Origin of the sequence: Actinomadura bangladeshensis, assembly GCF_004348335.1 — a bacterium.
GTDB classification, from domain to species: Bacteria; Actinomycetota; Actinomycetes; order Streptosporangiales; family Streptosporangiaceae; genus Spirillospora; species Spirillospora bangladeshensis.
Map to the genome: position 1 here is coordinate 1 of NZ_SMJW01000234.1, position 12,390 is coordinate 12,390.

11 protein-coding genes are annotated in these 12,390 nt (G+C 68.4%); 7 read left to right on the top strand and 4 right to left on the bottom strand.

Annotation, left to right across the window (positions count from 1 at the left end; genetic code table 11):
• The first annotated feature begins 1,009 nt into the window (after nt 1-1,009).
• Nucleotides 1,010-1,768: a hypothetical protein gene (locus E1284_RS31940; protein WP_131943884.1), complete on the top strand. Its 759-nt coding sequence runs from the start codon at nt 1,010-1,012 to the stop codon at nt 1,766-1,768.
• Between the two features lie 426 nt (nt 1,769-2,194).
• Here the strand turns inward: E1284_RS31940 and E1284_RS31945 are convergent, their stop codons facing one another.
• Nucleotides 2,195-2,980, bottom strand: a complete 786-nt coding sequence (locus tag E1284_RS31945) for a hypothetical protein (RefSeq protein ID WP_131943885.1) — start codon at nt 2,978-2,980, stop codon at nt 2,195-2,197.
• Nucleotides 2,981-3,157: 177 nt separating this feature from the next.
• Between E1284_RS31945 and E1284_RS31950 the strand changes: the two genes are divergently transcribed.
• A complete protein-coding gene (locus E1284_RS31950) occupies nt 3,158-4,087 on the top strand; it encodes an aldo/keto reductase (protein WP_131943886.1) in 930 nt (309 codons plus the stop codon).
• Between the two features lie 76 nt (nt 4,088-4,163).
• The gene (locus E1284_RS31955) at nt 4,164-5,060 is read left to right on the top strand and encodes a serine/threonine-protein kinase (RefSeq protein WP_165965508.1); all 897 of its coding nucleotides are present in this window, start codon (nt 4,164-4,166) and stop codon (nt 5,058-5,060) included.
• A 9-nt stretch (nt 5,061-5,069) separates the two neighbouring features.
• Here E1284_RS31955 and E1284_RS31960 read toward each other — a convergent pair whose 3' ends face one another.
• The gene (locus E1284_RS31960) at nt 5,070-5,732 is read right to left on the bottom strand and encodes a thiaminase II/PqqC family protein (RefSeq protein WP_131943888.1); all 663 of its coding nucleotides are present in this window, start codon (nt 5,730-5,732) and stop codon (nt 5,070-5,072) included.
• A gap of 128 nt (nt 5,733-5,860) precedes the next feature.
• Between E1284_RS31960 and E1284_RS31965 the strand changes: the two genes are divergently transcribed.
• The 3 genes from E1284_RS31965 to E1284_RS43345 all read left to right on the top strand — a co-directional run bounded on the left by E1284_RS31965 (nt 5,861) and on the right by E1284_RS43345 (nt 9,035).
• Nucleotides 5,861-7,144, top strand: coding sequence for a citrate synthase (locus E1284_RS31965; protein WP_131943889.1), 1,284 nt, complete (start codon nt 5,861-5,863; stop codon nt 7,142-7,144).
• 140 nt (nt 7,145-7,284) lie between these two features.
• Complete coding sequence (locus E1284_RS31970) at nt 7,285-8,190, top strand: hypothetical protein (protein ID WP_131943890.1); 906 nt, start codon at nt 7,285-7,287, stop codon at nt 8,188-8,190.
• Nucleotides 8,191-8,420: 230 nt separating this feature from the next.
• The gene (locus E1284_RS43345; protein WP_243714873.1) at nt 8,421-9,035 is read left to right on the top strand and encodes a nucleoside triphosphate pyrophosphohydrolase; all 615 of its coding nucleotides are present in this window, start codon (nt 8,421-8,423) and stop codon (nt 9,033-9,035) included.
• 69 nt (nt 9,036-9,104) lie between these two features.
• Here E1284_RS43345 and E1284_RS31985 read toward each other — a convergent pair whose 3' ends face one another.
• Complete coding sequence (locus tag E1284_RS31985) at nt 9,105-9,695, bottom strand: DUF4291 domain-containing protein (protein ID WP_131943891.1); 591 nt, start codon at nt 9,693-9,695, stop codon at nt 9,105-9,107.
• A 35-nt stretch (nt 9,696-9,730) separates the two neighbouring features.
• A complete protein-coding gene (locus E1284_RS31990) occupies nt 9,731-10,492 on the bottom strand; it encodes a TetR/AcrR family transcriptional regulator (protein ID WP_131943892.1) in 762 nt (253 codons plus the stop codon).
• Between the two features lie 671 nt (nt 10,493-11,163).
• On the opposite strand from E1284_RS31990, the gene E1284_RS31995 reads away from it, so the two are divergent.
• On the top strand, nt 11,164-12,066 hold the full coding sequence (locus E1284_RS31995) for a TIGR03620 family F420-dependent LLM class oxidoreductase (RefSeq protein ID WP_165965509.1): 903 nt from the start codon (nt 11,164-11,166) through the stop codon (nt 12,064-12,066).
• The last annotated feature ends 324 nt before the right edge of the window (nt 12,067-12,390 follow it).

The following is a 12,390-nucleotide window of genomic DNA, read 5'->3' on the forward strand; positions in this document are numbered from 1 at the left end:
GTGCGGGGTGCGGCCGCGGGGAGGACGCATGGGGTGGCAGGCCCTTTTCGTCTTCACTCCTCTCAGGGCTGCGAGCTCTGCTGTCACCTAAAATCGACGCGCGCACGCCGACCAGCCCGGAAACTCCAGAACGGGCGACAATTCGCCCCTTAGATCCCCCATGTCGTCCACCCGGACGTGTTGATAACCCGGAGTGAGACTTATGACACCGGACGGCCAGCCGCGAGGGACCACGCCGCCACGCCTGGCGGCCTCCGTCTTCCATGGGTTCAGTATGTGCATCCGGAGTCCATAGCCTCGGAAAGCGCAGGCCGATCGCGCATTCCCGCCGTCCGGCCCTGCCAGCCGGCCAAGCTCGGCCGCGCCGCCCACATCTCGGTTCCATCCAGGACGTACCGCTCATTTGAGCCATGGTGACCGTGGAGGCGGAGGCCCGGCACCACCCAGACCAGTGTGAGCAATGTTCAACGCTCCGTAGCCGAATTGACTACGATCGGCATTTACACGGTGACCGACGTGATCCCCCGGGGCGAAGATGAACCGTTTTCTGGCACATCCCAGGCTCGCCGTCCTGCTCGGCGGCTGGCTCCGCTGCACCTGCGGCGTACTGGGATGTACCGCGATGGCCGGCGCCATCTCCATCGGCGCGGCGGCGCATACGGACGCCGCCGCTCAACAGGAACCCGGGCCGCGCAGGTCCGTGTCGCCGATCTGCCGTCACGCTGTGAGCATCGGCGACTGGCACACCGCGCAGAAGTGCAAGGAGGCATGGCGCTCGATGTACGTGAGGTCTCGCAGAAGGTCCGGACGCGGTCGGGACCTCCCCCGCCGGCCGCATCGGCACACCTGGAAGCCCAAGGTCGACCAGGACCGCCCCTCGCCCGTACCGCCCGAAAGACCGAGTCCGCGCACCGTGCTGCCGGATCCTCCGAACTCCGAGCGCACGCGAACGAAGACCACGGCCCGGCCTACTCCGTCGTCCCCAGCACCGCCTCGCACCCCCAAGCAAGTGGAGGAGGCGGAGTCGCGTCCCCCCTCGTTGCAGCCGGTTCTGCTGCTGAGTCTGCTCATACCCGCCGCGGCGGCCATCTGCTATCCCTTCCGGCACCGTCTCTACGCCGTCGCCACCGCGGGCACGCCGGCCCCTTCCATCCCCGAACCTCCGAAACCAACGACGGTCATCGGTTACCGCCCGGCGCTCGACCCGTTCGCGGCCTCGGCCATGGGCTTGTCCGGCCCGGGCGCCCTCTCCACCGCCCGCGTACTGGCCCTGACCGGCCTCGACGAGCACGGCGCCGACTCACTGGTCGTGATTCCGCGTCCCGATGCCACAGCCCTGTTCGGTCTGGCGGAGGACGAGCTCCTCGACGACGACACGGACGGGCTGTTCATCCCCGGCAACCTCGACGCCGCCCTCGCCTACCTGGAAACGGAACTCGCGATCCGCCGGAACACCGGCGTCACGCAGGCACGCCGCCTCCTCCTCGTGGCCGACTGCGCGCGGGAGATCGACAGGATCCAGGAACTCCTCACACAGCACATGGGAAGCGTCTCGGCAATCCTCCTCGGTTCCTGGACGGGCGATGCGGCATCAGTCGACGACAGCGGCCAGGTCAGCGCCCCACCAGCGCTGGCCGCCAGCTTGCCCGAACGCGTCCCGGCGCTGTCGCGCACCGAGGCCCGCGACCGCCTCCTCGCCGCCCTCGCACGACACAAAGTGACCAAGAAGCCATCGTCCAAACGCCGCTCATCCCCCCGCCGCCCCTGAACGCACCACCGTTCACGGGCTGGTCGCTTGCATCGTTGGGGAAATTACGGTCCCTCACCTTTTCGGGGAGTCGTTCAGGAACGCCATTAGTACCTGGTCCGGGAACCGCTGGCCCACCTCGTCGCAAGCTGTCGTCCGGCCTTGCATCCGGCCGCCCACCCGTCCGGGGCCGACGAACGGGCACTGCTCACGGGCGCTCGCGCCCACTGCCGTGGGCACCCCCCTTGGCCCTCCCTTGCCCTGAGGCCCTTGAGTCAGTGTTGATCACATCCTGCGGCGGACACTTGCTCTACCGCAGGGGTCCGCTGGCGCCGACCACGATCAAGACCGGGGAGGCTCATAACCCTGAGGTGTCCTCGGCCGGTGTCGATCGCATCTTGCGACAGAGAACCGCCCTCCCCAACGGGCGCATGGTGCGGGTCGGGGTCAGGGGGCGGGGCGTTCGTGTTCTTCGATCTCAGCTCTGACCGTGCTGAGGCTTCGTAGTGCCCGGCTGAGGGGGGCGATGTCCGGCGGCTGGTCGGCGCCGCGGTCCACGTAGGCGGAGCAGCGCAGGATCCAGCCATGGACGACGTCTTCGAAGTGCGCCTCGGACCGGTGCGTTCTGGCCAACGCCAGGCGACGTTTCTCCTCCGTGATCTCGCGTACCAGGTCGTCGTCGGCTTTCAGCGCTTGGACGTCCGAAAGGGCGTAGCGGCCCAGCCGGTCTGTTTCGAGGCCGCGTTCGGAGGCGATGCGGTCGAAGGTCCGGCGTGGCCAGCCGAGGATCGCCGCGGCCCCGCCCGCGTCGACGGTATCGGCGAGCGGGCCCTTCCTGGCGGAGACGACCTCCCGCACGGCCTCGGGGTCGAGTTGGCCGATGTCTCGCATGAGGTAGACGGGGTGTCCGCGGAAGCTGCTGACGACGTTGAGGGCGCCCTGGGCGACCAGGACCTCGATGTCCCGGCGTTCGACGTCGAGGCTCAGTCGGGCGGCCAGCATGGCGGCCGCGCGGGCGGAGCCGACCGGCGGGTCGTCGCCGAGTCTCGCGAGGACCTCCTTGCCCGCGTCCAGGCACGTGCCGGCCAGCTCGGCGGACCACTGCTCCCCGCCCAGGTCGGGGCCGGGCAGGATCCCGTGCTCGAGCCCGACGCGCAACTGCCATCGGGTGAGCCCCAGGTGATCGGCGAACTGGTTGGCGCCGTACCGGGTGCGATTGGTCTGTGCAGGCATTGCCCTGCCCTTCGTGCCGCGATCGACAGTGACGCGACACAGCCTTGCGGACAAGGCCGCCACAGAATAGTAGAACGCAATTCTGTGGATAATCGCCCGACAGACTTTGGTCTTATCGGACAATTGCTCCGAATTCGAGCGGGTGGCACGGCATGCGAGGCTGGGAGCGTGAACGCTATGGATCGCTTGGGCATCGGGCTCGCGGCGTTGGGGCGGCCCGCCTACATCAACGTCGGCAGGGCCGCCGCACTACCACCCGGCCGAAGCGTGGAACAGATGCGCGAGGCCACCTGGGACGTCCTCGACGCGGCTTACGCTGCCGGCGTCCGATGGGTGGACACGGCGCGCTCCTACGGCAGAGCGGAGGAGTTCCTCGGCGCCTGGCTCAGCGCACGCGCCCCAGACGATGTGACCGTGTCCAGCAAATGGGGTTACGCCTACGTCGGTGAGTGGAAGACCGACGCGGCGGTGCACGAGGTCAAGGAGCACAGCCTCGGCCGCTACCGCGCCCAGTACAAGGAGACCCGCGAGTTGCTCGACGGGCATCTGTCCGTCTACCAAGTCCACTCGCTGACTGAAGACAGCCCGCTGTTCAAGGACCTTCGCCTACAGGAGGCTCTGGCAGAACTGCGCGCCGAGGGCGTCCGTGTTGGGTTCTCGACCTCGGGGCCAAGGCAGGCTGACACGATTCGTCGAGCGATGACGCTGGACGTATCCGGCCAGCGGCTCTTCAGTTCTGTCCAATCAACATGGAACACCCTGGAGACGTCGGGTGAGGAGGCGCTACGCGAGGCGCATGAAGCAGGTCTGCACGTCCTGCTCAAGGAGGTGCTGGCCAACGGGAGGCTCGCCGTGCAGCCGCCCGCAGCCGTGGAGGTCCTCGCGGCGGAGCACGGCGTGGCGCCAGACGCCGTGGCGTTGGCCGCGGCACTCAGCCGCCCCTGGGCGGACATCGTGCTCATCGGCGCGGTGAGTCCAGGCCAAGTGATGTCGAACCTCACGGCGTCGAGGGTGCTCCTGGACGAACGTGACCTAGGGGTGCTAGCGGACCTGGGCGTTTCCCCAGAGCGCTACTGGGCCGAACGGAGCGCACTGCCCTGGACCTGAGCGCATACGTTGCCGGACGAGCGTTCGCCTCATGGCACGATTGAGCGCGCCCCACCATGATCGGATCCGCGTGCCCATGCAGTCAGAACCTCCCGAGATGATCGGCCCCTACCGTGTGGTCGCCCGGCTGGGCGCCGGTGGGATGGGCGAGGTGTTCCTCGGAGCGTCGCCGAGCAGGCGCCTCGTCGCCGTGAAGGTCATCCGTGCGGAGCTGCTGGACGATCCCAGGTGGCGGGCGAGGTTCCGCCGCGAGGTGACATCGGCGCGCTCGGTCAGCGGCTTCTACACCGCGCCCGTCGTCGACGCCGATCCGGATGCGGACCGGCCCTGGCTCGCCACGCAGTACATCCGCGGTGTGAGCCTCTCCAAGGTCGTCCAGGAGAGGGGGCCGCTTCGCGAGCAGGCCGCCTGCCGGCTGGGCGCCGGGCTCGCGGAGGCCCTGATCGCGATCCACCGTGCGGGCATCGTGCACAGGGACCTGAAGCCGTCGAACGTGCTGCTCGCCTCAGATGGGCCGAGGGTCATCGATTTCGGCATCGCGAGACCGCTGGACGCACTGCCGCTGTCCCGAACGGAGATCCTCGGGACGCCGGCGTACATGTCGCCGGAGCAGGCTCTGGGCGAGCCCGTCCACCAGGAGAGCGACGTGTTCTCCCTTGGCGCGACCCTCGTGTTCGCGGCGACGGGTGCCGCGCCCTTCGGGACCGATCGCAAGGTCCGTGGCCGGATCGTGTACGGCGAACCGGACCTCACCCGGCTGCCCGAGCCCATGCGCGGCCTCGTGACCCGGTGCCTGGTCAAGGAGGCTGGGGAACGCCCCACACCGGAGCAGATCCTCGTCGCCTTGTCCACGCTCCTGGACGCCCACTACGGCGAGGAGTGGCCTCCCGTGGACGTCGAGCATCTCATCGGCGTCCAGGACCGGACCTTGGTCGAGATCACAGCCGAACTGCCGACGCTCCGGGAGCCTTAGGACGACCGGTCACGGCAGGCCATCGGCGAGAACGTCCCAGAAGGCGGCCTCGTACGCGTGCAGGAGGCGCGCCGCGCGAGCCGCATCGACCGGGTCGTCACCAGAGGCGAGCCCGGACGCGATCACGTCCAGGGCCTGTTCCTCCAAGCCCGGTGGCGACTCGGCGAAGAAGTCGAAGAACCCGACTGCTTCGTCGGGAAACCCGTACCTCGTGCGCAGGGCGGCTGCGATGCGGGCGCAGTAGGCGCCCCACTCCTCCAGGTTGGCCAGCATGGCCAGGGCGACCTCCATCGCCGTCCCGAACGCGGCCCTCTGCGCGAGATATGCCGGATATGCCTGTGCGAGGGGCTTCGGTTCATACGCCATGAGATTCTTCTCACCTTGACCGAGCGCGCCGGCGAAGTCTCCGAGCAGGGCCAGCGCCTGCCCCTCCCCCTGCGCAAGCCCCAGAAAGAGCTCACTGGACGACGAATCGGGATACCTGGCCGCGAGCAGGGCGAAACTGCGCCGATCGCTGCTGACGATCCGATACTCCTCGCCGGCCAGCCAGACCAGGCGTTCCTGGGGCAACTTCCCCGTTTCCAGCATGTCGACGAAGCGGTTCCCGGTCGCCGCGGCCGCAAGGTCCCCGCGGGTGCGTGCGACGAGTTCGGCGGCCCCGTGGTCGGTCATGACTCCACCGGAGCACCTGGGCCCGTCCCCCGTCAACGGGACCGGCCGGATCAGCCCGGGTGATCACGTGGATACGATGAAGAGCGGAACGTCTACGCAGGTGTGGACGCAGTTGGGAGTGAGCGAGTATGTCGGATTTCGAGCTCGACCACGCGAGCGGCCGGATGCCTCTGGAGGTCACCGAGGCGACCGAGGGGCCGTCAGGGCTGGTCGTCGGCAGCCTCCTGAAGGAGACGGGGCATGTCACGCTCGATCCCGGCTTCACCAACACCGCGTCCACCACGTCCGCCATCACCTACATCGACGGCGAGGCGGGGATCCTCCGGTACCGGGGCTACCCCATCGAGGAACTGGCGGAGAAGTCGTCCTTCCTTGAGGTGGCCTACCTGCTGATCTACGGCGAACTGCCGACGACCGACCAGCTGAACGCGTTCACCGACAACGTGCGCAACCACACGCTGCTGGACGAGAAGTTCCGCGCGTTCTTCTCCGCGTTCCCGCGCCGAGCCCACCCCATGGCCGTGCTGTCGTCCGCCGTCAGCGCCCTGTCGACGTTCTACCAGGACAGTCTCGATCCGTTCGATCCCGAGCAGGTCGACCAGTCGAGCATCCGGCTCATCGCGAAGCTGCCGACCATCGCGGCCTACGCCTACAAGACCTCCAACGGCCAGCCGCTCCTGTACCCGGACAACTCCCTCGGGTACGTGGAGAACTTCCTCCGCATGATGTTCGGCCTGCCGACGCAGCCCTACGAGATCGACCCCGAGATCGCGCGCGTCCTGGACATGCTGTTCGTCCTGCACGCCGACCATGAGCAGAACTGTTCGACGTCGACCGTGCGGCTCGTGGGGTCCAGCCAGGCGAACCTGTTCTCGTCCGTGTCCGCGGGCGTGGACGCGCTGTTCGGCCCGCTGCACGGCGGCGCGAACCAGGCCGTCCTGGAGATGCTGGAGCGCATCCACGAGAACGGCGACGACATCGACTCGTTCGTGGCGCGCGTCAAGAACAAGGAGCCCGGCGTCAAGCTGATGGGCTTCGGGCACCGCGTCTACCGCAACTACGACCCGCGCGCCGCCGTCGTGAAGAAGGCGACGGGCAAGGTCCTGGACGCGCTCGGCAAATCCGACCCGCTGCTGGACCTCGCCATGCGCCTCGAAGAGGTCGCGCTGAGCGACGACTACTTCGTCGAACGCAAGCTCTACCCCAACGTGGACTTCTACACGGGCGTCATCTACAAGGCGATGGGCTTCCCCACCAACGCCTTCACGGTGCTGTTCGCCCTTGGCCGGCTTCCCGGCTGGATCGCCCAATGGCGCGAGATGATGAACGACCCGGCCACGAAGATCGGACGCCCGCGCCAGGTGTACGTGGGCCCGGGCGAGCGCCACTACGTGGAGGCCTCCGCCCGGTAACCGCACCCGGCGACATCGGACAAGGCGGCCGCTCGCTCGAGCGGCCGCCTTTTTCCACAGAATCACGTTCTAGTGAAAGTGCTCGGCCTCCTCCTCGAATCTGGACTGCGAACGCCGGTCCACCGCCCGAGGAGGCTGCAATGCGCGTCACCATCACGGTTCCCGAAGAGACGACGGCCGGCTTCGCCGTCGCGGCCGACCGGGATCCCGGCGACCTCGCGGCGAAGGTCGGGCGAGTGCTGCCCAGTCCGCTGGGTGCGGCGGTGGCGGGCCGTCTCGGGACCCCGCATCTCATGCTGGCCTGCCATCCCGCCGACGACTCGCCCTGGAACCTGCGCGAGGTTGCCGGCGACGACGAGGACGACGCGGAGCGGGTCCGCCAGGCCAGATGGCACATCAGCGTCACGTGCGTCCTGCCGGCCGGTGACCTTCCGTCCGGACCGCACCTCGCCCGTGCGACCGCCAAGGCGATCGCGGAATCGCTCTGCGGAGTGCCGGTGGATCTCGCCACCGGGAGGACGCTGCCGGTAACTCGGCTCGGCCGCTTGGACGACTTCGTCCTCGCCGATGACTGGCTGGGGACCGTCCTGCCGCCGTACCGGAACGCGGGTCGCTGCACAGCCGACGAGGACGACATCGACGGCTGCGCATGCGTCACACTCAGCACCCGTGGGCTGGGACGCTTCGGCCTCCCCGAACTCGAGATCAGGGACGTGGCATGCCCGCATGACCTGGCCGCGCTCAACATCCTCCGCACCACCGCGCAGCGGCTGCTCCCCTTGGGCAGGCACCCCGGCGACCACACCCTCCCCAGCGAGCTGCTGCTCACGAGTGCCGACTTCTCCGCCTTCTGGGGCAACCGGGAATCCATGTGGGACGACGGGCCGATCGCCGTGCGGCTGACCGAGAACGCACCCGATCGCCTGGGGATCGGCCCTCCCGCGACCTTCCCGGGCACCGTGAACGAATGGCTGTGGGACGAGCTCCCACCCGTCCTGCACGAAGTGCTCAGCTGCGACCCCGAACGCACCGCTCCACCGGGCTGACGTACGGGCAACACAACCGACCACCGCCATGCACGGATGGAACCCACCAGATGCTCGAACTCACCGAGCGCAGGCAGTGCCCGTCGCAAGATGGTCTTACCCCCGTCCGTGCAGAAGCGACCGGGAGTGACGGCGGAGGCGGCGGGTGAGGAAGTAGGGGCTCGACGGGTGATCGAGGGCTAACGTCGTTCGGCATGGAGGACCTTGGAGTGCCCGGAGGGCTGGCGAGAGTGCTCGCGGACGTCGGCGCCGAACGTGAAGCCCAGGACCGCATGTGGGGAGTTCAGGAGTTCCCGGACGGGAGCGGACCCGAGTTCGCCGAGGACGCGGAGAGAGCGAAGCGGGAATGCGCCACCGCCTATCAACGAGGAGAACTGACGTGGCGGCACATCCTGACCGAGGAGTTCTTCGAGGCTCTCGCCGAATCGGATCCCGCCGCTCTTCGGGTGGAGCTGGTGCAGACGGCCGCGGTCGCCGTCAAATGGATCCAGTCTCTAGATCGGCGGCATGGTGCGACCGTCCATCCCACGAAGGACGGCGGGGCGGCCGAGAAATTGGTGCGGGACCGGATCCCTGAGATCATTCGGGCGGCCGGCGGACGACCGGAGACGCGTGTTGCCGACCCCGCCGAGCATGCCGCACGCTTGCGCGCCAAACTCGTCGAGGAAGGCGGGGAGTACATCGCAAGCGGCGACCCGGAGGAACTCGCCGATGTGCTGGAGGTCGTCCACGCCTTGGCAGCGACCCATGGCATCAGCCCGGCGGAGCTCGACCGTCGTCGATCCGCCAAGGCCGCCGAGCGGGGCGCCTTCGACAAGCGCCTCGTCCTGCGCCTCCAACAATGACCTTCGAAGGAGATCAAGGCCCATCAGCGGATGGAGGGGAGCCAGAGCACCCTGGCGGAGGCGGGGTGGTCAGGACATTCCCAGGCGGGCGGTCAAGGCGGGTGGCAGCGGGTAGGGACGCTCCTCCGGGAGCAGCGCCTTCGCCTGAGCCGGCCGGCCGGAGAGGAGGAGATCTCGGATTCTGCGGGCGAGCAGTGTGCGGTCTTCTATGCCCAGGATCCAGTCGTCGACATAACGGTCGATGATGTGCCGGCTCAGACCTATCTGGACGCTGCGCGTTTCGAGCTTCGCGCCACGGATGGACCTTTCGGGATCCCACTGGACGTGCACTACGGCCTTCGCGAAATGGCGGCGCCATTCATCAGAACTCCGGAAGACGCGGCGGTCGGGATCCGTCGGCACGGCATGCCCGAGGGCCTCCTCCCATCCGCTGCGGCTGATCCGGACGGCGAGGATCGTCTGCTGCCCCAACTTGCGCGCCCAGTCGCTGCGAGCCATGAGCCACAGGAAGGACGGTTTTATCCACGTCATCCGCCGACGGGAGAAGGGAGGGACAAAGGCGCCCTGCTCGGCGGCGAGCAGACCGATCTCGGGAGCGTACGCCTGATAGACCGTGATCGAATCGCGGTCGTAGCAGGCCCTGATTTCTCTCGTGCCCATGGTCCGCCCAGGCTGACGCGTCGAGCCGACCGGTCTCAACCCGTTTTCGGCGCGGCCTTCCTGCGGCGATGGGCCTTCTGACGGCAGGACGCGCTGCAGAAGCGGGCGGGGCGGCCGGTCGCGGCCGGGGAGATCGGGGTCGCACAGACCTCGCAGCGCGTTTCGTTACACACGTCCTCTGTTTCGTCTCGTTTCGTCTCGGGACGGAGCGTGTCACGGATGAGTTTCGTCCCAGGACGAAGCGCGTCGCAGACGAGGGACGTCATCCGGCCTGGACTGCCGCCGGGGCCGCGCTGGCGCTCCATGTACATGGCCCCCGCCATGAGGGCGCGGACATCCTGGACATCGACGTCAGACCGCACGGCGCCTGCGGTCTGCGCCCTCCGCAGCAGGTGGTCCAGGGCCGCGGTGAACCGGGCGTCCACCCCGCCGGCGTCGAAGCCCTTCAGGTCGGCTGCCAAGGCGTCGCAGACGGCATGGTTGAACACGGCGCGGTCGACGACCCGCGCGACGAAACCGTACAAGGCCTCGGCCGGGTCGTCAGCGCCTTGCAAGGCCACCGCCTCGGCCACGATCGCTTCGATGCGGTCCGTGACGACCGCCCGGAACAGCGCCTCCTTGGTGGAGAAATTGCGGTACACCGTACCGGCCCCCACGCCGGCGCGGCGAGCGATGTCATCGAGCGGGACGAGCCGACCGTCGGCGGCGAACGCCTCACACGCGGCCTCGAGAATGCGCTCACGATTCCTGCGCGCATCGGCTCGACGGGGCGGATTACTCAAGCGGACCTCCTCCATTCGTTGACAACCTCACGCATTGGCAACCCCACCCATGGGCGACTGCATGCGTGACGACTCGGCTCGTTGGCAACTCCAAGCGGTACCTCCACGCGACTCGACTCGTTGACGACTCCAAGCGGTGACTCCACGCGACTCCACGCGTTGGCAACTCCAAGCGGTGACTCCACGCGACTCCACGCGTTGGCAACTCCAAGCGGTGACTCCACGTGGTTCCACGCGCTGGCGACTCCACGCGCTGGCGACTCCACGCGTTGGCGACTCCACGCGTTGGCGACTCCACGCGTTGGCGACTCCAAGCGTGGCTAGCTCCGTCCGTGCCAGCTTCGTACATGACACCTCCACGTATGACAGCTCCACGCGCAACAGGCCTGCAGCCAAGCCTTGCGCACAAGCCCCGGGCAGCAAGCCGCCGGGCACCAAGCCACCGCGTAACAGGCTCTGTACACCAGGCCAGTCGCTCCAGGCCAGTCGCTCCAGGCCCCGAGCGCTGAGCCCTGCGCGACAGGCCAGTTGCGTCAGGCCCTGCGCGGTAAGCCCTGCGCGACAAGGCCATGAGCACAGGCCATGAGCGAGAGCTTCAGGCGTTGGCGGCTTCAGGCGTTGACAAGCGGGGCGGGCGTTCCGGTAGCGTGCTAAGCGGGTTGTTCGTTCCGATTATAGGAGGGCCGATGGCGGTCACGGCAGTGGAGGAGATGCGGGTAAGGCTGGGCAGGGTCGGTGCGGTGCTCATGACACCGATCGCGCCGGCTGACGAATGGCGGCGCGCCGCCCGGCGGGTGGAGGAGGCCGGCTACGGATCGATCTGGACGAACGAGGCCATCGGCGGCCGTGAAGTCTTCACGCAACTGGGCGTGATGCTCGCAGCGACCGAGCGCATCGTTCTCGGATCCGCGGTCGCGAATCTGTGGGCGCGGCACCCCGCCACCACGCAGGGTGCGGCGACCGTCCTCGCGGACGCCTACCCTGGCCGGCTGGCCGTCGGCGTGGGTGTCAGCGTGCCGGAGAGAGTTGAGCAGAGCGGGATGAAGTGGACGAGCCCACTGAATCGGACGCGCGAGTACCTAGACGGAATGGACGCGGCCGTGGGCGCCGCACCCGTCCCCGAGATTCCGTTCCCACGCCTGCTGGCGGCGCTCGGCCCGAAGATGCAGGGCCTGGCGCGTGACCACGCGGACGGTGCGCTGCCCGCCTCGATGCCCGCCGAGCACACCAGGATCGCGCGAGAACGCCTCGGTCCCGACAGACTCCTGGTCGTCATACAGGTCGCACTCCTCATGACCGACCCTGAGAAGGCGCGCATGGCCGCGAGGCAAACTCAACTGCTCAGCCTTCCCGGTTCGCCCTACCTTCGTGCACTCAAGCAACTCGGGTACACGGACGAGGCACTGGCCGGCGGCGGCTCGGACGAAGTCCTGGACGCGTGCTTCATGTGGGGCGACGAGGCCGCGATCGGCAAGAGGGTCCAGGACCATCTGGACGCGGGCGCCGACCATGTGGCCGTCGCGGTGCTCGCTCCAGACCTCGCGGGCTCCGCCGACATCTTCGAACGCCTCGCCCCCGCCCTCCTGTAACCCACCCGCACCACGCACTTCCCTACTTCTGCGACCGGCACGGGCGTCTGCCCCACCGGCATAGTGTCCGCACCGGCAACTCTCATAGCTCACCCGCCATGTTGAAGGCTGCGGAAGTTCGGAGCGTTGCCGAGGAGGGGGGCGGCCGTGGCCCGCCCATCGGCGGTTCGCGGGGTTAGCCGGTATCGCCGACGGGCCGGCGCGGGGAGCACGTCGTCCCGGGGTTCCAGTCGAAGGCTGCGGAAGTTCGGTGCCGGTGGGTTGGGCGGCGGGCGTCCCAGTTGCAGCGGGATCAGCGGGACTCCGCTTGGGGCGTCTTGGGCG

Coding starts and splice junctions, on each gene's coding strand:
- E1284_RS31970 (WP_131943890.1), top strand. CDS start 7,285: ATGCGCGTCACCATCACGGTTCCCGAAGAGACGACGGCCGGCTTCGCC.
- E1284_RS31995 (WP_165965509.1), top strand. CDS start 11,164: ATGGCGGTCACGGCAGTGGAGGAGATGCGGGTAAGGCTGGGCAGGGTC.
- E1284_RS31960 (WP_131943888.1), bottom strand. CDS start 5,732: ATGACCGACCACGGGGCCGCCGAACTCGTCGCACGCACCCGCGGGGAC.
- E1284_RS31955 (WP_165965508.1), top strand. CDS start 4,164: ATGCAGTCAGAACCTCCCGAGATGATCGGCCCCTACCGTGTGGTCGCC.
- E1284_RS31985 (WP_131943891.1), bottom strand. CDS start 9,695: ATGGGCACGAGAGAAATCAGGGCCTGCTACGACCGCGATTCGATCACG.
- E1284_RS31965 (WP_131943889.1), top strand. CDS start 5,861: ATGTCGGATTTCGAGCTCGACCACGCGAGCGGCCGGATGCCTCTGGAG.
- E1284_RS31945 (WP_131943885.1), bottom strand. CDS start 2,980: ATGCCTGCACAGACCAATCGCACCCGGTACGGCGCCAACCAGTTCGCC.
- E1284_RS31950 (WP_131943886.1), top strand. CDS start 3,158: ATGGATCGCTTGGGCATCGGGCTCGCGGCGTTGGGGCGGCCCGCCTAC.
- E1284_RS31990 (WP_131943892.1), bottom strand. CDS start 10,492: ATGGAGGAGGTCCGCTTGAGTAATCCGCCCCGTCGAGCCGATGCGCGC.